This window comes from Streptomyces sp. ME02-8801-2C (assembly GCF_033793965.1).
GTDB lineage: Bacteria > Actinomycetota > Actinomycetes > Streptomycetales > Streptomycetaceae > Streptomyces.
The window spans coordinates 1-22,990 of record NZ_JARAXP010000043.1; the positions used below are offsets into that span (position 1 = coordinate 1).

22 protein-coding genes and 2 pseudogenes are annotated in these 22,990 nt (G+C 69.8%); 16 read left to right on the plus strand and 8 right to left on the minus strand.

Going from position 1 to position 22,990, the window contains the following annotated elements:
- The coding region (locus PV396_RS44550; RefSeq protein ID WP_319214120.1) for a TetR/AcrR family transcriptional regulator at positions 1–147 on the minus strand (147 nt) is incomplete at its 3' end.
- Between the two features lie 157 nt (positions 148–304).
- On the opposite strand from PV396_RS44550, the gene PV396_RS44555 reads away from it, so the two are divergent.
- The 4 genes from PV396_RS44555 to PV396_RS44570 all read left to right on the plus strand — a co-directional run bounded on the left by PV396_RS44555 (position 305) and on the right by PV396_RS44570 (position 4,571).
- Entirely contained in the window at positions 305–1,213 is a 909-nt protein-coding gene (locus PV396_RS44555; RefSeq protein WP_319214102.1) for an alpha/beta hydrolase, read from the plus strand.
- Positions 1,214–1,253: 40 nt separating this feature from the next.
- On the plus strand, positions 1,254–2,264 hold the full coding sequence (locus PV396_RS44560) for an NAD(P)/FAD-dependent oxidoreductase (protein ID WP_319214103.1): 1,011 nt from the start codon (positions 1,254–1,256) through the stop codon (positions 2,262–2,264).
- 104 nt (positions 2,265–2,368) lie between these two features.
- A complete protein-coding gene (locus PV396_RS44565) occupies positions 2,369–3,376 on the plus strand; it encodes an NAD(P)H-binding protein (RefSeq protein ID WP_319214104.1) in 1,008 nt (335 codons plus the stop codon).
- A 544-nt stretch (positions 3,377–3,920) separates the two neighbouring features.
- Complete coding sequence (locus PV396_RS44570; RefSeq protein WP_319214105.1) at positions 3,921–4,571, plus strand: helix-turn-helix domain-containing protein; 651 nt, start codon at positions 3,921–3,923, stop codon at positions 4,569–4,571.
- A 279-nt stretch (positions 4,572–4,850) separates the two neighbouring features.
- Here PV396_RS44570 and PV396_RS44575 read toward each other — a convergent pair whose 3' ends face one another.
- Positions 4,851–5,435 (minus strand): TetR/AcrR family transcriptional regulator, encoded by a 585-nt coding sequence (locus PV396_RS44575; RefSeq protein ID WP_319214121.1) that lies wholly within the window; start codon positions 5,433–5,435, stop codon positions 4,851–4,853.
- A 4-nt stretch (positions 5,436–5,439) separates the two neighbouring features.
- On the minus strand, positions 5,440–5,643 hold the full coding sequence (locus PV396_RS44580) for a hypothetical protein (RefSeq protein ID WP_319214123.1): 204 nt from the start codon (positions 5,641–5,643) through the stop codon (positions 5,440–5,442).
- 98 nt (positions 5,644–5,741) lie between these two features.
- Here PV396_RS44580 and PV396_RS44585 point away from each other — a divergent pair, with 98 nt between their 5' ends.
- On the plus strand, positions 5,742–7,373 hold the full coding sequence (locus PV396_RS44585) for an MFS transporter (RefSeq protein WP_319214106.1): 1,632 nt from the start codon (positions 5,742–5,744) through the stop codon (positions 7,371–7,373).
- Between the two features lie 310 nt (positions 7,374–7,683).
- Here the strand turns inward: PV396_RS44585 and PV396_RS44590 are convergent, their stop codons facing one another.
- The gene (locus tag PV396_RS44590; RefSeq protein WP_319214107.1) at positions 7,684–8,454 is read right to left on the minus strand and encodes a methyltransferase domain-containing protein; all 771 of its coding nucleotides are present in this window, start codon (positions 8,452–8,454) and stop codon (positions 7,684–7,686) included.
- Between the two features lie 20 nt (positions 8,455–8,474).
- Between PV396_RS44590 and PV396_RS45330 the strand changes: the two genes are divergently transcribed.
- Positions 8,475–8,639 (plus strand): MerR family transcriptional regulator, encoded by a 165-nt coding sequence (locus tag PV396_RS45330; RefSeq protein WP_416071592.1) that lies wholly within the window; start codon positions 8,475–8,477, stop codon positions 8,637–8,639.
- 36 nt (positions 8,640–8,675) lie between these two features.
- Here PV396_RS45330 and PV396_RS44600 read toward each other — a convergent pair whose 3' ends face one another.
- Positions 8,676–9,299 carry a TetR/AcrR family transcriptional regulator gene (locus tag PV396_RS44600; RefSeq protein ID WP_319214108.1) on the minus strand — a complete coding sequence of 208 codons (624 nt, stop codon included), beginning with the start codon at positions 9,297–9,299 and terminating at the stop codon, positions 8,676–8,678.
- Positions 9,300–9,506: 207 nt separating this feature from the next.
- On the opposite strand from PV396_RS44600, the gene PV396_RS44605 reads away from it, so the two are divergent.
- The 6 genes from PV396_RS44605 to PV396_RS44630 all read left to right on the plus strand — a co-directional run bounded on the left by PV396_RS44605 (position 9,507) and on the right by PV396_RS44630 (position 15,453).
- Positions 9,507–10,322 (plus strand): oxidoreductase, encoded by an 816-nt coding sequence (locus tag PV396_RS44605; protein WP_319214109.1) that lies wholly within the window; start codon positions 9,507–9,509, stop codon positions 10,320–10,322.
- Between the two features lie 114 nt (positions 10,323–10,436).
- On the plus strand, positions 10,437–12,077 hold the full coding sequence (locus tag PV396_RS44610) for an FAD-dependent oxidoreductase (RefSeq protein WP_319214110.1): 1,641 nt from the start codon (positions 10,437–10,439) through the stop codon (positions 12,075–12,077).
- Positions 12,074–13,558 carry an ATP-binding protein gene (locus PV396_RS44615; RefSeq protein WP_319214111.1) on the plus strand — a complete coding sequence of 495 codons (1,485 nt, stop codon included), beginning with the start codon at positions 12,074–12,076 and terminating at the stop codon, positions 13,556–13,558. Before PV396_RS44610 ends, PV396_RS44615 begins: the two co-directional genes overlap by 4 nt.
- Positions 13,555–13,905: a UBP-type zinc finger domain-containing protein gene (locus PV396_RS44620; RefSeq protein ID WP_319214112.1), complete on the plus strand. Its 351-nt coding sequence runs from the start codon at positions 13,555–13,557 to the stop codon at positions 13,903–13,905. The genes PV396_RS44615 and PV396_RS44620 overlap by 4 nt, the downstream gene beginning before the upstream one ends.
- 101 nt (positions 13,906–14,006) lie before the next feature.
- The gene (locus PV396_RS44625) at positions 14,007–14,885 is read left to right on the plus strand and encodes an alpha/beta hydrolase (protein WP_319214113.1); all 879 of its coding nucleotides are present in this window, start codon (positions 14,007–14,009) and stop codon (positions 14,883–14,885) included.
- 52 nt (positions 14,886–14,937) lie between these two features.
- Positions 14,938–15,453 (plus strand): DUF302 domain-containing protein, encoded by a 516-nt coding sequence (locus PV396_RS44630; protein ID WP_319214114.1) that lies wholly within the window; start codon positions 14,938–14,940, stop codon positions 15,451–15,453.
- 223 nt (positions 15,454–15,676) lie between these two features.
- On the opposite strand, the gene PV396_RS44635 is transcribed toward PV396_RS44630, so the two are convergent.
- A complete protein-coding gene (locus PV396_RS44635) occupies positions 15,677–15,976 on the minus strand; it encodes a TetR family transcriptional regulator C-terminal domain-containing protein (protein ID WP_319214115.1) in 300 nt (99 codons plus the stop codon).
- A gap of 328 nt (positions 15,977–16,304) precedes the next feature.
- Positions 16,305–17,099, minus strand: a complete 795-nt coding sequence (locus PV396_RS44640) for a maleylpyruvate isomerase family mycothiol-dependent enzyme (protein WP_319214116.1) — start codon at positions 17,097–17,099, stop codon at positions 16,305–16,307.
- 109 nt (positions 17,100–17,208) lie between these two features.
- Between PV396_RS44640 and PV396_RS44645 the strand changes: the two are divergent.
- Positions 17,209–17,289 (plus strand): annotated as a pseudogene (locus PV396_RS44645) (hypothetical protein); the annotation flags it as partial.
- A 103-nt stretch (positions 17,290–17,392) separates the two neighbouring features.
- Here the strand turns inward: PV396_RS44645 and PV396_RS44650 are convergent.
- Complete coding sequence (locus tag PV396_RS44650; protein WP_319214117.1) at positions 17,393–17,800, minus strand: methyltransferase domain-containing protein; 408 nt, start codon at positions 17,798–17,800, stop codon at positions 17,393–17,395.
- 380 nt (positions 17,801–18,180) lie between these two features.
- Between PV396_RS44650 and PV396_RS44655 the strand changes: the two genes are divergently transcribed.
- The 3 genes and pseudogenes from PV396_RS44655 to PV396_RS44665 form a co-directional block, all read left to right on the plus strand.
- The gene (locus PV396_RS44655) at positions 18,181–19,191 is read left to right on the plus strand and encodes an NAD(P)/FAD-dependent oxidoreductase (protein WP_319214118.1); all 1,011 of its coding nucleotides are present in this window, start codon (positions 18,181–18,183) and stop codon (positions 19,189–19,191) included.
- A gap of 66 nt (positions 19,192–19,257) precedes the next feature.
- On the plus strand, positions 19,258–20,757 hold the full coding sequence (locus PV396_RS44660; RefSeq protein ID WP_319214119.1) for an MFS transporter: 1,500 nt from the start codon (positions 19,258–19,260) through the stop codon (positions 20,755–20,757).
- 200 nt (positions 20,758–20,957) lie between these two features.
- Positions 20,958–22,901: pseudogene (locus PV396_RS44665) on the plus strand (potassium channel family protein); the annotation flags it as partial.
- Positions 22,902–22,990 lie beyond the last annotated feature (89 nt).

The following is a 22,990-nucleotide window of genomic DNA, read 5'->3' on the forward strand; positions in this document are numbered from 1 at the left end:
GTCGAACGCGGCATAGAGACTGCCTCGGCCCAGGCCGGTGGCGGCACTGATGTCATCGACGCTCGTGCCGTTGTAGCCCGAGGCGCGGAACTGCCGCTCAGCGGCATGCAGGACGTGGTCACGGTCAAATTTTCGTGGTCTGGCCATGCACCGAAGGTACGACCGACCCACCGTTCTTGACAACCCAGTACAGAACCATCTAGGTTTCGGACTGTTCAGTAAACAACCGCGCTGAGCCCCCGGACCGACTTGGTCCGGGCTTGCCGGACCACGACGCCGCGAACGCGGCTTGGAGGTTGAACTCATGACACAGGTGACCCGGCGACCGCCCTTCGGCGAGGACTCCCCGGTCCGTCAGCGAACGGTTCAGGCAGGCGGGCTGGAGGTTCCGATCCTTGAGGCCGGCAGCGGGCCACTCGTTGTGTTCCTCCACGGGTTTCCCGACCACGCCGCCAGCTGGGCAGGGATCCTCGAGCGCATCGCGCAGGAAGGGTACTGGGCGGTCGCGCCCGCACAGCGTGGATACTGGCCCGGCGGCGCGGCCCCCGACGGCTCCTACAACATCGTCTCGACCGGCCAGGACGTCCTGACCCTGATCGAGGCGCTCGGGCGCGATGAGGCGGATGTCGTCGGCCACGACTTCGGAGCCGCGGCGGCGTACACGGCAGCGACCCTCGACCCGAAGCGTGTCCGCAAGCTGGTCACCATGTCGGGTCCCCCTGGCCGTCAGCTGATGAACGCACTGGTCAGCGACGGTGACCAGCAGCGACGCAGCTGGTACATGTTCTTCTTCCAGTCGGCCATGGCGGAGGCGGCCGTCGCGCACGACGACTTCGCCTTCATCGACCGGCTCTGGCGGGAATGGTCACCCGGTTACGAGCTGCCGGACGCGGAGCGTACCGCGCTCAAGGAAACCCTGGCTGCTCCAGGAGTCCTGACCGAGGTCCTGGGCTACTACCGCCAGCTGTTTACACCCCCCGCGGACGAGGCGACCCAGTCCCTGCTGGCCCGGGCTTTCGGCGCCATCACCGTCCCGTCGCTCTACCTCCACGGTGCCGAAGACAACTGCTTCTCCGTGGAGTTGAGCGACGGCATGGACGACCTGTTCACGAACAGCTTCGAACGCGTCGTCATACCCGGCGCGGGGCACTTCCCGCACGTCGAACAGCCCAAGGCGGTCGCCGACCACATCGTGGGCTTCCTGAACAGCTGACCCCCCTGCAATCACCCAGAACCTGAAGGGCCGACCGACCATGACTGACAAGGCAAAGCAGGAGGCCACGGCTGTGACCACTCCTCCGTACGCGAGCGACGCACTGACCGAGGAAACCGTCGACGCGGTCGTGATCGGCGGAGGCGCCGCGGGACTGAACGGCGCACTCATCCTCGCCCGCTCCCGCCGCTCCGTCGTCGTGATCGACAGCGGCTCCCCGCGCAACGCCCCCGCCGACGCCGTACACGGCCTCCTCGCCCTCGACGGCACCCCACCGGCCGAGATCCTGCGACGAGGCCGGGAACAGGTACGCCACTACGGCGGACACGTCGTGTCCGGCCAGGTCGTCTCGGCCCAGCCCACCACCCCCTCGGCCGACGGGGACCTGCGCTTCACCCTCACCCTGGCCGACGGCCGCCACCTCACCACCCGCCGCATCCTCGTCGCGACCGGCCTGAAGGACGTACTGCCCGAGGTGCCCGGACTCGCCGAACACTGGGGACACAGCGTGGTGCACTGCCCCTACTGCCACGGCTGGGAAGTCCGCGACCAGCCCATCGGCATCCTCGCCACCGGCCCCGCCTCCATCGACCACGCCTACCTGTTCCGCCAGCTCACCGACGACCTCACCTACTTCACCCACAAAACCGACCTCGACGAGGACAACCGCACCCGCTTCGCCGCCCGCAACATCCGCGTCATCGACACCCCCATCGCAGAGATCGTCAACGACGACAACGGCACCCTCACCGGAGTACGCCTGACCGACGGCCAGATCGTGACCCGCCGCGTCATCTCAGCCGCCTCACGTATGCAGGCCCGCACCCAGGGTCTGGAAGGCCTCAACCTGCCCGTCCAGGACGGACCCAAGGGCCGCGCCTTCACCTCCGGCACCGCCGGCACCACCGAAGTACCCGGAGTCTGGGTCGCCGGCAACGCCACCGATCTCGTCGCCCAGGTCGGAAACTCCGCAGCGGCCGGCGCACTCGCCGCCGCCGACATCAACAAGACGCTCGCCATCGCGGACACCGACGCCGCCCTCCAGAGCTGAAACCTCAACCCCTCACCCCCCTCGACGGCTCCACAGCCTCGACGACTCCACAGCCTCGGCTTCCTGAACGGCCGACCCACCCCCACCAGATGGAGGACAACACAATGACGGAACGCAATCCCATTCTGATCACCGGCGCCGGCGGTCACGTCGGTGGCGTGAGCAGGGTGATGATCGACATGCTGCTCGAACAGGGCCACCCGGTGCGCGCGTTCGTGCGACGGGACGACGAACGCGCGCAGTCGCTGCGCGAGGCCGGGGCCGAGGTCTTCGTCGGTGACCTGTTCAAGCTCGCGGACGTGGCCGCCGCGCTGAAGGGTGTCAAGCGCGTCTACTTCAGCATGACCCCGCAGCCGTACTACGTCGATGCCCTCACCTTGATGGCCACGGCGGCGCGAGCCCAGGGCGACATCGAGGCCTTCGTGCACCTGTCCAACTACGAGCAGTCGTACATGACGTTCGAGAAGATGACCGCACCGGAGGAGGAGCGGCGTTCCTGGCTCGGCGGAGTGGTCACGGACTTTTCACCACAGCAGCGGGCGCACTGGGTCTGCGAGCGGGTGCTGGAGTGGTCCGGCCTCCCGACCATCAACGTGCGTGCGACCCTGTTCGCCGAGAACCCCCATCTGACCTGGATGCTGGCGGGCCCGCTGAGCAACGGTGAACTGCGCCTGCCCTTCGGCGACCAGCGGCTCGCGCCCATCGCCGTTCACGACGTGGCAGAGGTGTGCGTGAAGGCGCTGGTCGACCCCGCACCGCACATCTCGAAGTCCTACGCGATCACCGGCCCGGAGCTGAAGGACATGTACGGGTTCGCTGAGGACTACGCAGCCGTGCTGGGACGCGAGGTCGTCTACATCCCTGAGGAATTGGATGCCTGGCAAGATGCCTTCCTCGACGAGACCGCCCTGCAGAAGGATTTGGGCGATCCGGGTACGGCCCGGCACGTGGCGGCGCACCTGAGGATCCAGACCACTCTGATCGCCACCGGGCGGTACGACGAAGTCTCCGACCAACTGGAAACCCTGCTCGGGCGCCCGCCGCGGACCCTGCGGTGGGTGCTGCAGAACAACACTCGCCTGCGCGAACTGGTGGGTGCCCCGAGCCACTGAGCGCTCCGGAGCAGAACATGACGCCACACCGCAGTCCTCAGCCTGAGAGTGCGCCGTAGTAACTCTCGGAGCCGGATCTTCCTCGTCGGACTCGTCGTGGCCCTCGTCCTCGCGGGGATCGGGCCGGCCGCCGAACGGGCCGATCCGACCAGGGCGTTCGGCTCCGAGTGCCCCGAGGCCATCAGCACGGTGCGACAGCAAGGGATCAAGCGTGCTCCCCTTGCTGTCGGGCCCGTGCCCACCGCGTCGGTGGTGCCGCTTCCGGCCCGGCCGGGGCGCCGGTCTCCTCGGCTGGGACTGCGGACGGCGTCGACGTGGTCTACGGCGACCGCGCCTTCGTCAACCGGGTCACACCGCCGGCCTCGATGCCTCGGGCCGCCGACAGGACCGGGTGCGCTCGGTTCCGCGTCGGCCGAGCTTCGGGGCCAGGAGGTGGGGGGCCCGCGTGAGGCAGCGGCCAGTGGGCCGTGATACGGGGGGGCTTCGGCCCGGCGTGACAAAATGAGGGGCCGTTCGTCCGCCCTTTGATGCTGCGAGGTTCTCCGTGAGCAAGCCCGTGGGCCGCGAGCCGCTGCGTCGTAATGCGCGGTCCAACCGGGCACGCATCCTGGCCACGGCCCGTGAGGAGCTGGGGCGGAACCCCGATGTCACGCTGGAGGAGCTGGCGCGGGCCGCCGGGGTCGTCCGGCGCACCCTCTTCGGGCACTTCCCGGGGCGGGCGGCGCTGGTGGAGGCGCTCGCCGAGGAAGCCGCCGAGACGTTTCGGAACGCGATGGAGGCCGGGCCGGAGCCGGGGGAGTCGGCCGAGCGGGCGTTGGCGTGGTTCGTACTCCGGTTGTGGCGCGTCGGCGACCGCTACCGCATGCTGGTGGCGCTCACCCGGCGGGATCTCGGCTCCGAGCGCTTCACCGAGGTGCTCGCGCCGGCCCGGGAGGCCGTCACCGGGATCTTGGAGCGCGGGCAGCGGGACGGCGTCTTCCACTCCCATCTGCCGCCGGCCGTGCAGAGCACAGGTCTGATGGCGTTGATCGTGGCTCTGGTGGAGTCCGTCAACACCGGCGCACTGGAGGACGACGGGCACCGGATCGCCACGGCCACCCTCATCGCGGCCGGCGTACCGGAGGATCGGGCGAGCGCGGTGGTCGAGGAGGTCGCGTCGGCGATGGCTACGGCTCTTCCGGCCCACGGCACCTGATCTCTCCGCCCGACCCGTTCGAGGCGAAGACCTGGCCGAGCAACTTCTCACCCGCCTCGGGCAGGGCGACGCGGCCCGCGACCTCGAAGCCCTTGCTGCGTCGTCCGACTTCTCCAACCCGTCGATCCTTAGGGCGAGTTCGGTCATGTGTTGCCGTGATGTCCAGCCGGTCGAGGGCGCCGGAGGGGGGTGGTAGATCGGCATCCCTTCAGAGGAGTGCGGACATTCGGGTGAGTGGGGTAGGGGCACGGGCACGAGCACGGGCACGGGCACGGGGTTTCAGACGGGACTTGGGAGCGACCCGGACTTCCGTACCTGATCGACCTTCGCGGCGGCGACGTCCGGGGCGACTCCGGCGGCGATGAGGGTGGCGGTGGCGGCGCCGGTGCCGTCGTCGGACCACAGGCCGCAGTCGGCGCAGTCCAGCAGGGCCAGCAGTTGGGCCTCGATGGCTCGGCCGAGCGGGTCGGGCGGGACGGTGGCCTGGAAGACGCCCTGTCGGCGGCCGTGGGCGAAGACCCTCGTGGCCATGGAGCGGGCGGGGGTCAGCAGTTCGTCGACGCGTGCGCGTGCGAGGTCATGGCCGCGGGCCAGCCGGATGAGGGCGCGGTAGCGGTCGCCGACGGGCCACACCATGAGGACGAATCGCGCCAGGTCCGCGACGGCGTCGGAGGTCGGGGCCGGGGCACCCGCGACGACGCGCCGGATCGCCTCCGCGGCCTCAACGGCCAGGCCCTCGACGAGCGCGGCCCGGCCGGCGAAGTGGACGTACACGGTGCGCCGGGCCACACCGGCGGCACCGGCGATGTCCTCCAGGCTGCTGTTGGGGTCGCGGGTCAGTTCCCGCCGAGCCGCGTCGAGGATCCGGTCACGGGTGGCCCGCGCGTCCCGACGATGCGCCGAAGCCGAGGTCGAAGTCGAAGTCGGCGAGGGGGACGACGTCGAAGTCGGAGCAGGAGGAGGCGGCGTCTCGTGGGGCCGGGCCGGAGACCATCTCGGCCTCGTCGTCGGTGTTCGTGCTGGTCGGCTGGTCACGTCGGTACCTCGTGGGCGGGTGGGAGGAGGGAGCCATCGCGATAGTTGCACATCGACGGGCAATAAACTAGCGTGCACATCGATGGGCAATTAAGTGCTTCCGCTCGTCTGCCCCGTCCCTCTCAGGAGCTACTGATGCCCTTCCTTGCGAATACCCCCGTGGAGAAAATGTCCGGGCCGTACGCGCGGCGCTGGTGGGCGCTGCTCGTGCTGTGCCTGAGCCTGCTGATCACGGTGATGGCGAACACGTCGCTGATCGTCGCCGCCCCCGCCATGACCACCGACCTGGGCCTGAGCAGCAGTGATCTGCAGTGGGTCGTCGACAGCTACACCGTTCCGTACGCGGCGCTGATGCTGGTGCTGGGCGCGATCGGCGACAAGTACAGCCGGCGCGGCGCGCTGGTCACCGGTCTGCTGATCTTCGCCGGCGGTTCGGTGATGGGGAGCCTGGTCGACGAGACCTCGCTGGTCATCGTGGCCCGCGCGATCATGGGTATCGGTGCCGCGGTCGTGATGCCCGCCACGCTGTCCCTGGTGGTCGCGACCTTCCCCCGCAGTGAGCGGACCAAGGCCATCACCGCCTGGGCCGCGACCTCCGGGCTGGCGGTGGCCGTCGGCCCGCTGGTCTCCGGCTGGCTGCTGGAGGACCACGCCTGGGGCTCGACCTTCCTGATCAACGTGCCGTTCGCCCTCCTCGGCGTGTTCGGCGCGCTCGCCCTGGTGCCGCCGTCCAAGGCGCAGAGCATGGGCCGGATCGACTACGTCGGTGGTCTGCTGTCGATCGTCACCGTCGGCTCCCTGATCTACGCCGCCATCGAGGGCCCGCACTCCGGCTGGGGCGCCGGCCCCGTCACCGCCGCCGTGGTCGCCGCTGTGGGCCTGGTCGCCTTCGTCGCGTGGGAGCTGCGGCACCCGACCCCGATGCTGAACGTCCGGATGTTCGCGCTGCGGCCCTTCACCGGCTCGATGCTCGCGGTGCTGTTCTTCTTCTTCGGCATGTTCGCCGTGATCTACTACGTGACGCAGTTCCTGCAGTTCGTCCTCGGCTACGGCTCCCTGGACACCGGTGTCCGGCTGCTGCCTCTGGCCGGTGCGGTGTTCCTCGGGTCCGCGCTGACCGGGATGCTCACCCCGAAGCTGGGGGTGAAGCCGATGGTCGTGACCGGCCTGGCCATCGGCACGACCGGCATGTTCCTGCTCACCCAGATCGACAAGGGGTCGACGTACGGGGACCTCCTGGCGCCGATGATGATGCTGGGCCTCGCGCTCGGACTGGCTATCTCCCCGGCGACCGACACGATCATGGGCTCCTTCCCCGAGTCCGAGCTGGGCGTCGGCGGCGGTGTCAACGACACCGCGCTGGAACTGGGCGGAGCGCTGGGCATCGCGGCGCTGGGCTCGCTGCTGGGCACCGCCTACCGGGACGAGCTGACCGACCTGGTGGGCAACCGGCTCCCGCCGGAGGCGATGGAGACCGCCAAGGACTCCGTCGGCGCCGGCCTGGCCGTCGCCCAGCGGGTCGGGCAGGACCCCTCCGCCGGGCCCCAGCAGGGCCAGGCCGCCGTGGACGCCGTCCACCAGGCCTTCGCCCACGGCGTCGCCCAGACCAGCCTCATCGGCGGGATCATCATGGCCGCCGGAACACTGATCGTCCTCGCGGTCATGCCGGGCCGGCACGGCTTCGCGAAGCACAACGCCGAGCCGGGGGCCGGGACGACGGCGAACGAGACGGCGACCGCGCGGGAGCACACCGGGGCCACCCGCTAGACCTCCGACGGAGCATCCACTGGATCGCCGGGGACGCGCCCGCGGGATCGCCCGCCAGGCGCGTCGGGCAGGAGCTCCGACGGCGCGAGACGCGCAGGGCGCGGGCGTGACCCACGGCCCACGGCCCACGGCCAGCGGGTCTCCTGCCGGAACACCTCACCGTCCTTGGCCTCCGGGCCGCCCCGGGGCTCTCCTCGCGGGCGCCCGGAGGCCAAGGGCCGCGTGAGGTGACAGCGGCGGTCGCCGCAGACGCCGCCCTGCGCCGACAGGCGACCGCCGCTCTCCTCCGCTACGCCGCACTCCGCGCTCTCTAGGCGGAGGCGGCAGCCACGAAGAACGGAATGGCGACGAGGAAGCGGTCGGCCTCGGCGCGTCGGCGCTGTTCGGCGATCCACTCATCGGCCTGGTCACGGCCGACCGCACCGCTCGTGCACGCCCCCTCGGCGAGCATGATGGCCGACGACAGCATCGCGGGATCGGTGAACACGCTGGTGTGCACCTCGACGGTGACGTCGTTGAAGCCGCCGTCCAGGAGCAGGTTGCGGTACTGGCGGCCGGCGCGGGGCGTGCTCAGGACGTCGGCGCGGGCGTGCACCATCGTGCGGGTGAGCTCCGCATCATCGGAGTCGACCATGATGGCGTCCCAGTCCTGCCCGACCAGGACGATCCTGCCGCCCGGGCAGAGGACGCGCCGCGCTTCCGCCACCGCGCGCCACGGCTCCTGAAGAAATTGGAAGACCTTGTCGGCACGGTAGCCGCGCACACTTCCATCGGCGAACGGCAGATCCTCCGCCCCCGCTTCCCGGAACTCGGCCCCCGGCCACCGTTTCCGGGCCGCGGCCAGAATCCACGGATCGGGATCCACGCCCACCGCGTGGACGCCACGCTCGGCCAGCTCGGCGACGGCCCGCCCGGCACCGCAGCCCACGTCCACGACAGACGAGCCCGGGACAGGAGACAGCAGTTCATAGGAGCGGGCCCGCAGCAGACTGGCGCTCGGCATTTGGTCCATCGCGTCGAGGAGGGCCAGCATGGCCTCGGTGCCGCGGTGCTTTTCCACTGCTTCCTGGTTCTCGGACATGCACTTCCTGGTTCTTGGACATGGACGCCGGGCTACGACTCGATGTCAACACGAAGTCGAGCCGAGACAACGGCGCGAGCGCGATGAGCATCGGCGCTCTCGCGGCACGGTTCGGTCTCGCCACGCACGTCCTGCGGCATGGGGAGTCGATGGGCCTGCTGCACCCCGTACGGGACGCGGGTTGACACCATCGCTACGGCGCGGACGGCGCCGTGCCCTTGTCAGGTGTGGCGGGGGCGGGGCAGCAGGGCGAACGCGCTCTCCGCGATCGAGGTCAGGCGGTCGGGACTGTGGCCGTACGCTCCCACGACATCGGTCCCGCGGACGACGGTCAGCAGAAGGAACGCGAGGTCGTCGGCATCCGCGTCGGGGTCGATGTCACCGTGGCGCTGCGCCGCTCGCACGCACTCGGCCACCGCCGACCTGACCACGGAGAAGCACTCGCCGGCCAGGCGTTTCACCTCGGGGTCGGAGGCGCCCACCTCCAGGGCCATCTTCGCGGCGAAGCAGGCCGCCGCCGTCCGGTCGGAGGCGGGGGGCACGTCAGGGGCGAGTGACACCCCGTGGACGGCACGCAGCAAGTACGCGTGCAGTCGCTCCAGGGCGCCCTCGTCCGGCCCGGCGAGCATCTTCCTCGGACCCTGCGCCAGCCGGGCGAAGTACCCGCCCATCGCCTCCATCAGCACACCGTGCTTGCCGTCGAACGCGGCATAGAGGCTGCCCCGGCCCAGGCCGGTGGCGGCACTGATGTCATCGACGCTCGTGCCGTTGTAGCCCGAGGCGCGGAACTGCCGCTCAGCGGCATGCAGGACGTGGTCGCGGTCAAAGCTTCGTGGTCTCGCCATACAAAGAAAGTAAAGCCGACCCACCCTTCTTGACAAGTCAGTACAGAACCGCCTAGGTTTCGGACTGTTCAGTAAACAATCATTCTGAGCTCACCGAACAGGCTTGGTCAGGGCTCGCAGGACCGGTGCGGACCGTCGTGTCGGTCTCAGCGCGGGCGACCCCGCGCAGCACCCGACGACGTCATGCCCACAACCGAAGGAACCACCATGCAGACAGCTTCCCCCGTGGCCCTCGTGACGGGCGCCTCCTCCGGGATCGGGCGGGCGGCGGCGCGCGCCCTCATGCGCGCCGGTTTCGCGGTGGTCGGCACGAGCCGCAACGCGGCGAAGGCCGAGCCGCTCGCCGGGGTGACGTTCCTCGATCTCGACGTGGCCGACGACGAGTCTGTCCGCTCGCTGGTCGGGGAGGTGATCGAGCGGTTCGGCCGGATCGACGTCCTGGTCAACAACGCGGGCGTGGGCTCGGTCGGCGCCGGCGAGGAGAGCTCGATCAGCCAGGCCAAGGAGGTCTTCGACATCAACGTCTTCGGCGTGATGCGGATGGCCAACGCGGTGCTGCCCCACATGCGCGCCCAGGGCAGTGGCCGGGTGATCAACGTCTCCTCGGTACTCGGTCTGATCCCAGCCCCCTTCATGGCCGCCTACGCCGCCACCAAGCATGCGGTCGAGGGCTACTCCGAGTCCGTCGACCACGAGCTTCGCGAGCACGGCGTGCGGATGCTGCTGGTCGAGCCGGCCTACACGAAAACGGGTTTCGAGGCGAGCAGCATGGCACCCGACTCGCCCCTGCCGGTCTACGCCGCACAGCGGGAGGTCTCCAGGGACGTGCTGGCCACGGCCGTGCGCAACGCCGACGGCCCGGACGTTGTCGCGAAGGTGATCGTCGCGGCCGCCACCGATTCCAAGCCCAAGCTCCGGTACACCGCCGGCCCGATGGCCAAACGCGTCAGCCTCCTGCGCCGGATCGTGCCCTCGAACGCCTTCGACAAAGAGATCCGCAAGCTCAACCGACTGGCCGGCTGACACCCCCACTACGGGGCGGCGCCCGAGGAGACGCACATGTCCACACCAGAGACACCGAAGCCGGCATCAGCATCGCTCGTCCGACCACTCTTGGACGCTGCGCGGACCGTCATCATGACCGTGGACGACGATCCCGGGGTGTCCCGGGCCGTCGCCCGTGACCTGCGGCGGCGCTACGGCGAGTCGTACCGGATCGTGCGCGCGGAGTCCGGGGATTCCGCGCTGGAGGCGTTGCGGGAGCTGAAGCTGCGCGGTGATCTGGTCGCGGTGATTCTGGCCGATTACCGGATGCCGCATATGAACGGCATCGAGTTCCTCGAACAGGCCCTGGACGTCTATCCGGGCGCCCGCCGGGTGCTGCTGACCGCGTACGCGGACTCGGACGCGGCGATCGACGCGATCAACGTCGTCGACCTCGACCACTACCTCCTCAAGCCCTGGGACCCGCCGGAGGAGAAGCTCTACCCGGTCCTGGACGACCTCCTGGAGGCGTGGCGGTGCAGTGACTTCCGGCCGGTGCCGAGCACCAAGGTGGTCGGTCACCGGTGGTCGGCGCGTTCGTCGGACGTGCGGGAGTTCCTGGCCCGCAACCAGGTGCCCTACCGCTGGTACTCCACCGAGGAGCCCGAGGGGCAGCGGCTGCTGGCCGCGGCGGGCGAGGACGGGCAGCGGCTGCCGGTGGTGATCACGGCGGACGGTACGGCGCTCGTCGAGCCGGAGGTGCCCGAACTGGCCGCCCGGGTGGGGCTGGCGACGACGCCCACGGCCGACTTCTACGACCTCGTCGTCATCGGCGGCGGCCCGGCCGGGCTGGGCGCTGCCGTGTACGGGGCCTCGGAGGGGCTGCGTACGGTGCTGGTGGAGCGGTCGGCGACCGGCGGGCAGGCCGGGCAGAGTTCACGCATCGAGAACTACCTGGGCTTCCCGGACGGGGTGTCCGGCGGCCAGCTCACCGACCGCGCGCGACGCCAGGCCACCAAGTTCGGCGCCGAGATCCTCACCGCGCGGGAAGTGACGGCCGTTGAGGTCAACGGCGCGGCCCGCACCGTGCGGTTCGCGGACGGATCGCAGATCGCGGCGCACAGCGTGATCCTGGCGACCGGTGTGTCCTACCGGCAGCTTCAGGCGCCGGGTGCCGACGACTTGTCGGGCCGCGGGGTGTTCTACGGGTCGGCGCTCACCGAGGCCGCCGGCTGCCAGGGCCACGACGTGTACATCGTCGGCGGCGCCAACTCGGCGGGGCAGGCGGCGATGTACCTGTCCCGGGGAGCCAAGTCGGTGACCCTGCTGGTGCGCGGAGCGGACCTGACCGCGTCGATGTCGCACTACCTGATCCAGCAGATCGCCCAGTCGCCGAACATCTCGGTGCGGGCCCACACGGTCGTCGAGGCCGCGCACGGCGACAACCAGCTGCAACAGCTGACGTTGCGCGACACGGCCACCGGGCAGACCGAACGGGTCGACGCGCAGTGGCTGTTCGTGTTCATCGGCGCGGCCCCGCTGACCGACTGGCTGGACGGAACTGTGTTGCGGGACGAGCGCGGGTTCATCCTCGCCGGGCCCGATCTGACCGCCGACGGGCGGCCACCGGCGGGCTGGGAGCTGGACCGGCCGCCGTACCACCTGGAGACCAATATCCCCGGCGTGTTCGTCGCCGGGGACGCGCGCGCGGAGTCCGCCAAGCGGGTCGCGTCCGCCGTCGGAGAGGGAGCCATGGCCGTGATGCTCGTCCACCGATACCTGGAGCAGTCGTGAGCGGGCGGCCGATGCCGTGCGACGCGGCGGAGATCAGCTCGCTGTTCCTGTTCGAGAAGCTCAGCGCCGAGCAGCTCGGCAGGCTGTGCGGCGCGGGGCGGGTCGAACTGTTCGACCCCGGGCCGGTGTTCACCGAGGGTGACCCGGCGACCTGCTTCTACGTGATGATCGAGGGCACGGTCGTCATGTCGCGCCGGGTGGGCGGCGACGACGTCGAGGTGAGCCGCACGTCCCAGCAAGGGGTGTACGCCGGTGCCGTGCGGGCCTACGTCGGGGACGGGAAACCGCAGCGGTACATGAACTCGCTGCGGGTGACCGAGCCGACGCGGTTCTTCGTGCTGCCCGCCGAGTCGTTCGCGAGCTTCATGCACGAGTGGTTTCCGATGGCGGTCCATCTCCTGGAGGGGCTCTTCCTCGGAACGCAGACCTTTCAGCAGGCCATCGGGCAGCGCGAACGCCTGCTGGCGCTGGGCTCGTTGTCCGCAGGCCTCACCCATGAGCTCAACAACCCGGCCGCGGCGGCCGTACGGGCCACCTCGTCCCTCAGGGACCGGGCCGCGCACATGCGCAACAAACTCAGCGCCATCGCCTCGGACCCACACCACAGCGACGCCCTGAAGACGCTGGTCGATCTCCAGGAGCGTACGGCCGAGCGGGTCTCCAAGGCGCCGGTCCTGAGCCCGCTCGAAGCGTCCGACCGGGAGGACGAACTCGCCGACTGGCTCGACGACCACGGCATCCAGAACGGCTGGCAGATCGCGCCGACCTTCGTCCAGGGCGGTCTCGACGTCGACTGGCTGGAGCAGATCGCGGCGGCCGTCGACGAGCAGGAAATCCTGCAGAGCGCCATCGAATGCCTCACCTACACGGTCGAGACGGAGCTGTTGATGTCCGAGATCGAGGACTCCACCACCCGTATCTCGCACCTCGTCGACGCCGCCAAGCAGTACTCGCAGCTGGACCGCGCCCCCTACCAGGTCGCCGATGTCCACGAACTCCTCGACAGCACCCTGCTGATGCTGTCCGGCAAGATCGGCCCACAGGTCAAGGTCGTGAAGGACTACGACCGTTCGGTGCCGAGGATCCCGGCCTACCCGGCCGAACTGAACCAGGTGTGGACCAACCTGATCGACAACGCCGTCTCCGCCATCAACAGCGCGGGCGGCGAAGGGACGTTGACCGTACAAACCGCTGTGGTGCACGACCGGCTGCTGGTCGAGTTCCGCGACACGGGCCCTGGCGTACCGGCCGAGATCCGCAGCCGGATCTTCGACCCCTTCTTCACCACAAAACCGGTGGGCGAGGGCACCGGGCTGGGGCTCGACATCTCCTGGCGGATCGTCGTCAACAAGCACCACGGTGACCTGAAAGTCGAGTCCGTACCCGGCGACACCCGCTTCCAGGTGCTGCTCCCCCTCACCGCCCCCGACCCCGACACCGAGCCCGACACCGCCCCCGAACCGGCCCAGGAGCCCTCATGACCAAGGACACCGGAATCGACCCCAGCGTCCCGCCCAGCGGAGCCGGCTGCGTCGAGTGCGACACCGACGGCGGCTGGTGGTTCCACCTGCGGCGCTGCGCCCAGTGCGGCCACATCGGCTGCTGCGACAACTCACCCGCCAAGCACGCCACCGCCCACTTCAAGGACACCGGCCACCCGGTGATCCGCAGCTACGAACCCGGCGAGGCCTGGTTCTGGAACTTCGAGACCTCCGAGATGTACGAGTCCGGTCCCGCCCTGGCTCCCCCGGACGCCCACCCTGCCGACCAGCCCACCCCGGGACCGGCCGGACGTGTGCCGGCGAACTGGGCGGACACGCTGCGCTGAGCCTGGCCGACCACGGACAAAACCCTGATCAACTTCACAGACCAGCAAAATGAGGAGAATGCCCGCATTGCGGCATTCTCCAGACCTGAAAGGACAGAACCATGGAACGCAACGAGTCTCCCGACGCGACGTACGCGAGAACCTGGAGCAACGGCCGCGGCGAGATGCGGTTCTTCACCCGGGCCGACGGCTCGCGGCTGCGCTACTACACCGTCGGCACCGGCCCCGCCCTCGTTCTGATGCACACCGTGCGCGGCCAGCTCGACTACTTCCAGCGGGTGATCCCGCTGTTGTGGGACCACTACACGGTCTACGCGCTGGATCTGCCCGGGATGGGATGGTCCGACATCGTCCCCGGCGCAGAGTACGAGGAGCCGCAACTGCGGGCTGCGGTCGTCGAATTCGTCCGCGGACTGGATCTGCACGACGTCACCCTGTCGGGCGAATCACTGGGCGGCGCCCTGTCCCTGCAGGCATCGATCGACATCAAGGACCGCGTCCGCCGCGTCGTGGCGTTCAACAGCTACGACTACCCCCAGGGAGGCGAACGCGGAAACTTGATCGCCCGCCTCATCATCTCCAGCGTGCGGATGCCCGTGCTGGGCCCCTTCTTCGCCACCCAGGAGCCGCGGCCCATCTTCCGGGCCATCCTGCAGGGCGGCTACGTCGACAAGACCAAGCTGCCCGAGGACTTCATCACCGAGCTGCTGAGGAGCGGCCGCCGCACGGGCTACGACAAGGTGGGCCGAGGGATCTTCCGCAGCCTCGACGGATTCGACCGGGCCCGCGAGCGCTACCCGCGCGTGTCGGCGCCCGTCACCCTCGTCTACAGCGAGAACGACTGGTCCAAGCCCGCCGAACGAGACCGCGTGGCCAACGCGCTGACCGACGTCCACCGCATCACCGTGCCCCGCACCGGCCACTTCTCCGCCATGGAGCGCCCCGACGAGATGGCGCGGATCCTGCTCGACGCCTCCTGACCCCGAACGACCGGCACCCCCGCCCATCCCTGTCCAGACACGAGGAAGCGCCATGACTCAGGCCGTCCCCCACCTCGTCAACCGCCTTGTCATCGAAACCGAGGACACCTTCGACGACGTCCGCCGACGCTACGAATCGCTGGTACCCGCCATCAACTTCGCCGAACTCGCCGAGGTGGCCGGCACGGGCGACCTCGCGGCGTTGCAGGACTACATCGCCGCACACACACCCAATTCGTTCGCCATCTACTGGACGCTCGACCCGATGCCGGTGATGCGGCTGTCGGGACACCGGCTGCGCGCCATCACTTACATGATGGGAAACAACGTCATCGCGGAAACCATGTTCCGACACGACCCCGGCACCCTCCTGTACGCCCCGCTGCGCACCGCGATCTACGAGACCGCCTCGGGCCACGTACAGATCAGCATCGACCAGCCGTCGAGCAAATTCGCCAGCTTCGGCGATCCCCGCATCGCCGAGGTCGGAGCACAACTCGACGCCAAAGTCGCCGAACTGCTCCGCCTCATGGCACTGCCGGTACCACCGGAACTGATCACGGCCTGACCCTTGGCACTCCAGCACCGTTTCGCTGTCCGACCTGGTCAGCGGCATCGTCGGGAGTGCAGTGGGGCAGTCTTGCCGGACCGCCCCACTCGAGAGGGGCATCGCCGCCGACGCAGCCTGCTCGGGCAGGACAATCACATTGAGGTAGCGGCCGCTGTCGCGGTCGCCGAAACCCACCGGTCTCGCCCGACCCTGTTGAACATGCCGAAAGGACGGCGTCTTCTCAGTGGTGGCGCGGGCGAGGCAGCAAGGCGAACGCGCTCTCCGCGATCGAGGTCAGGCGGGCGGGACTGTAGCCGTACGCACCCACGACATCGCTGCCGCGGATGATGGTCAGCACAAGGTAAGCGAGGTCGTCGGGATCCGGGTCCGGGTCGATGTCGCCGTTGCGCTGCGCCGCTCGCACGCTCTCGGCCACCGCTGTGGCGACCACGGAGAAGGAGCCGTTGGCCAGGCGTTTCACCTCGGGGTCGGAGGCGCCGATCTCCAGGGCCATCTTGGCGGCGAAGCAGGCCGCCGCCACCCGGCCGGAGGGATGCCGCGCGGCCGCAGCCGACGCAACGCGCTAGTGAAGGCGCTGGTCAGCCCGGCGACTTCGGCTGGATCGGCCAGCAGACGAGATCCGGCATGGCTGAGCGCCCCGCGACCGTCGGCCGAGACGAGAGGTCGGGAACGTGATCCGGCAGTGGGCACGCAGAAAGTGCCTTCCCCGCGAGACGACAGAAGTTTGGACAAGCCCTGTCGTCCCAGGCCAGAAGGCACTTTCTCGTTGTCGCCGATGATCCGGACACGACCCGAGTGAAACGCGCAGGCGAGGGCGTGATTCCGTGCCCGTTGCCGCGCCGCCGGGTTCAGAACCCGGGGAAGACCCTGCGCAGGTCGTCGAGGGTGACGGTGTCGCCGGTGAGGGTCACGGAGGGCGGGGTGTGGGCGGGGGCATGCCGGCCGGTGACGAGTCGCAGCCACCACTCGGCGGGGGCCGTCAGCACAGCGTCGGCGTTCTCGGGTTCGCCGGTGAGCGCGACCGTCTCGCCGACCGAGAGACCGAAGGTGCGCTCGGGTGCGGTGGTGTGCACCGCGACGGCGACGGGGCGGTTCTCCAGGGCGTCCGCCTTGCCGATGAAGCCCAGCATCATGCCGGCCTGGTCGAGGAGCGGCCCGGTCGCGGCGGACGCCAGGGTCGTTGACGGGTCGAAGGCCGCCTCGACGTCCCACGAGTGGTGGGTGAACTCACTGAGCCGGAGCCCCGCCGCGGTCGCGACGTCCACCGGCGCGGGCAGGAAGCCGAGGTCGATCCGGAGGTCTCTGCGGGCCCCCGCGTCGAGGCCCTCGTAACATTCGACCAGCGCCTGGTTGGCGGTGACGAAGCCCTCGGCGCGCTCGGCCGGGGTCATCGCGTCCCAGCGGGCCCACACTGACTTGTTGAAGTCGCCGTCGGGGGCACCCGTACCGCCCGTCGCGCCCTCCAGTGCGGCCAGGCCTATTTCGGCGCCGCTGCCCAGATGGCTGAGCACCTGGGAGACGTCCCACTCCGACGCGCCGGACGGGCGGGTGAGATCGGCCGCGGTGAGTCTGTGCACCACAGCGGCGAGGTGGTCGTGCCCGCTGCGCAGGGCCTCGATGATCCGGTCTGCGGCCTCGGTCATGTTCGTTTCTCCAATGAAGGCGATCTGATTCGGTGTTGTCGTCACACGACTGTCGGTGTCACACGGCGGTCTGGAGCGAGCGCTTGGAACTCGAAGGGTTGACCGAAGCATGACTGCATGGAAAGGCAGGGGGCGACTACGCCTTCGTCAACCGTTCCTCGTCGACCGCGCGTCCGTCGAGATGTTCGTCGACGACGGCAGGTACGCGCACTCGACTGTGGTCTTCCCGACCCGTCCGACACCGGCCTGGCTCTGCTCACCATCGACGGACAGGCGGTGGTCCGGACTGCCCTCTAGGCGGAGGCGGCGGCCACGAAGAACGGCGCTTCCGCCACCGCGCGCCACGGCTCCTGAAGTGCGTGGAGGACCTTGTCGGCACGGTAGCCGCGCACACTTCCGTCGGCGAACGGCAGATCCTCCGCCCCCACCTCCCGGAACTCGGCCCCCGGCCACCGTTTCCGGGCCTCGGCCAGCATCCACGGATCGGGATGCACACCCACCGCGTGGACGCCACGCTCGGCCAGCTCGGCGACGGCCCGCCCACCACCGCAGCCCACGTCCACGACAGACGAGCCCGGGACAGGAGACAGCAGTTCGTAGGAGCGGGCCCGCAGCAGGCCGGCGCTCGGCATCTGGTCCACCGCGTCGAGGAGGGCCGGCATGCCTGCGGTGTCGCGGTCGAAGCTTCGTGGTCTCGTCATGCACAGAAGGTACGGCCGACCCGCCATATTTGACAACCCAGTACAGAATCGCGTAGGTTTCGGACCGTTCAGTAAACAACCGTCCTGAGCTCACCGGACAGGCCGCGTGCCCGCCTGGCGCGATCGAGGGCAACCCATGCCTTCGAACTCCTCCGCGCCGCCCGGCGTTGCGACGCCTTCCAGGCCGGCAAGGCACGGTCTGATCCTCGCGATCCTGGCGACGGCGAGTTCATCGCCGTACTGGATCTCTGCATCACGAATGTCCCCAGCAAGCCGGGGCCGAACTCTCCACAACAGCCCGCGACGGTCGCCGAGCACTTCCTGGCTTCCTGAACAGCTGCCCCCTGCACCCACCCAGAACCCGAAGGGTTGACCGAACCATGACCGACAAGGAAAGGCAGGAGGCCACGGCTGTGACGACTTCTCCCTACGAGAGCGACGCACTGGCCGAGGGAACCGTCGACGCGGTCGTGATCGGCGGGGGCGCCGCGGGGCTGAACGGTGCACTGATCCTCGCCCGCTCCCGCCGCTCGGTCGTCGTGATCGACGGCGGTTCCCCGCGCAACGCGCCCGCCGAGGCCGTGCACGGCCTCCTCGCCCTGGACGGCACCCCGCCGTCCGAGATCCTTCGGCGGGGCCGGGAGCAGGTGCGCCAGTACGGCGGGCGCGTCGTGTTCGGCCAGGTGGTTGCGGCCGAGCCTGCCGCCCCGTCGGCGGACGGGGACCTGCGGTTCACCGTCACCCTGGCCGACGGCCGCAGCATCACAGCCCGCCGCATCCTGGTCGCCACCGGCGTGAAGGATGTGCTGCCGGAGGTGCCCGGGCTCGCCGAGCACTGGGGACACGGTGTGGTGCACTGCCCGTACTGCCACGGCTGGGAAGTGCGCGACGAGCCCATCGGCATCCTCGCCACCGGCCCGGCCTCCATCGGCCCCGCGTTGTTGTTCCGTCAGCTGACCGAGGACCTGATCTACTTCACCCACGGCACCGACCTGGACGAGGACAGCCGCGCCCGCTTCGCCGCCCGCGGCATCCACGTCATCGACACCCCCGTCACCGAGGTCGTCAACGACAAGGACGGCGCCCTCGCCGGAGTGCGCCTGGCCGACGGCCAGATCGTGACCCGCCGCGTCCTCGGGGTCGTCCCGCAGATGCAGGCCCGAACCCAGGGCCTGGAAGGCCTGAACCTGCCGGTGCAGGACCTGCCGACAGGCCGCACTTTCGCCTCCGGCATCGCCGGCACCACCGACGTGCCGGGTGTATGGGTGGCCGGCAACGTCACCGATCCGGTCGCCCAGGTCGGAGCCTCCGCAGCAGCCGGCGCACTCGCCGCCATCGAGATCAACAAGATGCTGGCCGTCGCGGACACCGACGCCGCCCTCCAGAGCTGAAACCCCAACCCCTCACCCCCAGTTTCCACACGGCTTTCAGCCATGCCCACCAAGCAAGGGAAGAAAATGAGTACCACCATCGACCGCGGAGCGCCCGACTCCGAAAAGAAAGACTCGGGCCTTCGCGGCTCACATGCCGTGCGCTGGTGGGTGCTGGTCGTCATCGGCATGGCCCAGCTCATGGTCATGCTCGATGCGACCGTCGTGAACATCGCGCTGCCCGAGGCGCAGCAGGACCTCGGCTTCAGTGACGGCAGCCGGCAGTGGGTCATCACGGGGTACGCTCTGGCGTTCGGCAGCCTGCTGCTGCTCGGCGGCCGACTCGGTGACCTGTTGGGCCGACGTACCCTCTTCGTGATCGGCCTGGCAGGTTTCGGGGCCGCGTCCGTCGTCGGCGGCGCGGCCGGCAGCTTCGAGATCCTCGTCGCGGCCCGTGTGGCCCAGGGTCTCTTTGCCGCGGTGCTCGCGCCCGCGGCACTCTCCCTGCTCAGCGTGACCTTCACCGAACCGTCCGAAAGGGCGAAGGCCTTTGGCATCTTCAGTGCGCTGGGCGGTGCGGGCGGCGCGGTCGGGCTGCTGGTCGGCGGCATGCTCACCGAATGGGCGTCGTGGCGCTGGGTGATGTACGTGAACGTCGCGTTCGCGGTCCCTGCCCTGATCGGTGCACTGCTATTGCTGGCCAAGCCCGTGATCACCCAGAAGCCCAAGCTCGACATCCCGGGCATCGTCGTGGTGAGCGCCGCGCTGTTCGCCGTCGTCTACGGGTTCGCGCACGTCGAGTCCACCAGCTGGACCAACTCGGTCGCCCTCGGCTCCATGATCGTCGGCGCGCTGCTGCTCGTGGTGTTCGTCTGGCTGGAGACCAGGGTCGCCCATCCGCTGCTGCCGCTGCGCGTCGTGCTGGACCGCACCCGCGGTGGTTCGTTCATGGCCGTGTTCGTCATCGGCATGGGGATGTTCTCGATCTTCCTCTTCCTGACCTACTACTTCGCGGCCAGCCTCGGCTACTCACCGATCAAAACCGGTCTGGTGTACCTGCCGATGGTCACGGCCGTCGTCGCTTCGTCGACCACGATGCCTACACTGGTGCTGCCCAAGGTCGGCCCGAAGATCGTCATCAGCGCCGGCTTCCTGGTCGCCGCAGCCGGTATGGCCCTGCTGACCCAGATCGAGCTGGACAGCACCTACGCCACCCACATCATGCCCGGCATGATCCTCATGGGTCTCGGCATCGGCGCGGTGATGACCACGGCGTTCCAGGGGGCGACCTCGGGCCTGCACCACGAAGACACGGGTGTCGCCTCGGCGCTGATCAACACCGGTCAGCAGATCGGCGGCTCCATCAGCACGGCACTGCTGACCACCGTCGCCTCGTCGGCCGCGACCGACTACCTGACGTCGCACAAGCCGGGCGCGCTGGCCGCGGCACAGGCCGGGGTCGAGGGCTACACGGCCACCTTCGCGTGGGGCTCCGGGTTCTTCCTGGCCGGTGCGGTGATCGCGGCGTTCCTGATCCCGAACCGGGCCCTGGAGCCGTCCGAGGGCGAGCCCGTGATGGCCCACTGAGCCTGGATCCACCCTGGAGGTGCCCTGCTGAGCAGGGCACCTCCAGCAGGCGCTTGTGGTTGGGGACCGCCTGGAGAACCAACCACCACGGTGAGGCAGTCTTCTTCCTTGTGGCGATCATGGGGAACCTTCCGAGTCAGAGCGGGTCGAGCGGACCGGGCACGCCGAGCGGTCCCCGGGCCGGTGATCCCGCCGCGCACATGATCGTGTGCGGTGACGACGGGCTCGCGCACCGGCTGGCCCACGAGCTGCGCAACGTGTACGGCGAGCACGTCACCCTCGTCGTCCCGCCCTCGGAGCGCACCGTACGGCCGCCGGTGGTCGTCCGGGCCGCCGGGACCGCGTCGGCGCTGCTCGACCGGATGTCCGCCGCCGTCAACCGGGCGGCGGGAAACGGGACCACGAACCAGACCGCCACCGGCAGTCAACCCGGGCCGCACACAGGGGTGTTGGAGGCCGACGAGCTGACCGAGGCCGTGCTCGCCGAGGCGGGGGCGGAGCGGGCCGCCGCCCTGGCCCTCGTGTACGACGACGACGAGACCAACATCCGCGCCGCGCTCACCGCCCGTCGCCTCAACCCACGCCTGCGCCTCGTACTGCGGCTCTACAACCGGCGGTTGGGCCAGCACATCGAGGAACTCCTCGACCAGGCAGCGGCGTTGGCGGCCACGACGGCCGACAGTACGGACGGCGACGGTGACGGCGGTGGCAGCCGTTCCGACGACGGCTTCGATGCGTCCACGACCGTACTGTCCGACGCCGACACCGCCGCCCCCGCGCTCGCCGCCACCGCGATCACCGGTACCAGCAAGGTCGTCCAGACCGACCGCCTGCTGCTGCGCGCGGTGGAACGCCAGCCGCCCGCGCCGGGCGAGGTCGCCGACCCGGGCCTGCACACCCTCGCCCTGCTCTCCGCCACCAGCAGCGACCCGGCCGGCGCCGACGGCTCCGAGAGCAGCGGTGCCCACGGGCCCCAACTGCTCCCCGACGAGGCCGCGGTGGCGGCGGCGACCGGGCGCGGGACCGTCGTACTCCAGCAGGTGGCGTACGCATACTCCGGGACGTCGATGTCGGCAGGGCGGGGGCGGGGCGTGGTGCCGCCGTTCGCCTCGATCTTCTCGCGGCGGCTGCGGTGGTCGCTGGCCGGGATGGTCGGGTGCGTGATCGCCCTCGCGATCGCGCTGTCCGCCGCCACCGGCGACCACCCCGTCCACGCCACCTACCTGACCCTCCTCGACCTCTTCGCCATCAACGACCCCGCGCTCGGGGCCTCCATGTCCCGCCAGATCCTCCAACTCCTGTCCGGACTGGTCGGGTTGCTGTTGCTACCGGTACTGCTGGCCGCCGTCCTCGAGGCGCTCGGTACGTTCCGCAGCGCGTCGGCGGTACGGAAGCCGCCGCGCGGGCTGAGCGGGCACGTGGTCCTCCTCGGACTCGGCAAGATCGGCACCCGGGTGCTGACCCGGCTGCGCGAACTCGACATCCCGGTGGTGTGCGTCGAGGCCGACCCCGAGGCACGCGGGCTCGCGACGGCTCGGCGGCTGCGGGTGCCGGTGGTGCTGGGTGACGTGACCCAGGAGGGCGTCCTGGAGGCCGCGAAGATCAACCGCGCCCAGGCCCTCCTCGCCCTCACCAGCGCCGACACCACGAACCTGGAGGCGGTGCTGTACGGGCGTTCCGTACGGCCCGATCTGCGCGTCGTCCTGCGTCTGTACGACGACGACTTCGCCACCGCCGTGTACCGCACCCTGCGGGCGGCGCACCCCGGCGCGACCACCCGCAGCCGGAGCGTCTCGCATCTGGCGGCGCCCGCGTTCGCCGGGGCGATGATGGGGCGTCAGACGCAGATCCTGGGCACGATTCCCGTCGAGCGGCGGGTGTTGCTGTTCGCGGCGATGCGGGTGGGTGGGCATGCGCAGTTGGAGGGGCGGACGGTGGGGGAGGCGTTTCGGGCGGGGGCCTGGCGGGTGCTGGCGTTGGACACGGGGGTGGGGGCCGTCGGGGAGGACGGTCGTCCGTCGGGGCTGGTGTGGGATCTGCCGGCGACGTATGTGCTGCGGGCGGAGGACCGGGTGGTGCTGGCGGCTACGCGGCGGGGGTTGGCGGAGCTGTTGGGGAGGCGGCGGGGGGAGCGGGCGGGGGCGAAGGAGATCCGTTACGACCCCAAATGCCGCTCCACGAACTCCATTTCCAACCTGACCTGCTTGATGCGCTCGTCCACGACCAGTGATCC

Coding starts and splice junctions, on each gene's coding strand:
- PV396_RS44555 (WP_319214102.1), top strand. CDS start 305: ATGACACAGGTGACCCGGCGACCGCCCTTCGGCGAGGACTCCCCGGTC.
- PV396_RS44560 (WP_319214103.1), top strand. CDS start 1,254: ATGACTGACAAGGCAAAGCAGGAGGCCACGGCTGTGACCACTCCTCCG.
- PV396_RS44565 (WP_319214104.1), top strand. CDS start 2,369: ATGACGGAACGCAATCCCATTCTGATCACCGGCGCCGGCGGTCACGTC.
- PV396_RS44580 (WP_319214123.1), bottom strand. CDS start 5,643: ATGGCTCCCTCCTCCCACCCGCCCACGAGGTACCGACGTGACCAGCCG.
- PV396_RS44585 (WP_319214106.1), top strand. CDS start 5,742: ATGCCCTTCCTTGCGAATACCCCCGTGGAGAAAATGTCCGGGCCGTAC.
- PV396_RS44590 (WP_319214107.1), bottom strand. CDS start 8,454: ATGTCCGAGAACCAGGAAGCAGTGGAAAAGCACCGCGGCACCGAGGCC.
- PV396_RS45330 (WP_416071592.1), top strand. CDS start 8,475: ATGGACGCCGGGCTACGACTCGATGTCAACACGAAGTCGAGCCGAGAC.
- PV396_RS44600 (WP_319214108.1), bottom strand. CDS start 9,299: ATGGCGAGACCACGAAGCTTTGACCGCGACCACGTCCTGCATGCCGCT.
- PV396_RS44605 (WP_319214109.1), top strand. CDS start 9,507: ATGCAGACAGCTTCCCCCGTGGCCCTCGTGACGGGCGCCTCCTCCGGG.
- PV396_RS44610 (WP_319214110.1), top strand. CDS start 10,437: ATGACCGTGGACGACGATCCCGGGGTGTCCCGGGCCGTCGCCCGTGAC.
- PV396_RS44620 (WP_319214112.1), top strand. CDS start 13,555: ATGACCAAGGACACCGGAATCGACCCCAGCGTCCCGCCCAGCGGAGCC.
- PV396_RS44625 (WP_319214113.1), top strand. CDS start 14,007: ATGGAACGCAACGAGTCTCCCGACGCGACGTACGCGAGAACCTGGAGC.
- PV396_RS44630 (WP_319214114.1), top strand. CDS start 14,938: ATGACTCAGGCCGTCCCCCACCTCGTCAACCGCCTTGTCATCGAAACC.
- PV396_RS44640 (WP_319214116.1), bottom strand. CDS start 17,099: ATGACCGAGGCCGCAGACCGGATCATCGAGGCCCTGCGCAGCGGGCAC.
- PV396_RS44650 (WP_319214117.1), bottom strand. CDS start 17,800: ATGACGAGACCACGAAGCTTCGACCGCGACACCGCAGGCATGCCGGCC.
- PV396_RS44655 (WP_319214118.1), top strand. CDS start 18,181: ATGACCGACAAGGAAAGGCAGGAGGCCACGGCTGTGACGACTTCTCCC.
- PV396_RS44660 (WP_319214119.1), top strand. CDS start 19,258: ATGAGTACCACCATCGACCGCGGAGCGCCCGACTCCGAAAAGAAAGAC.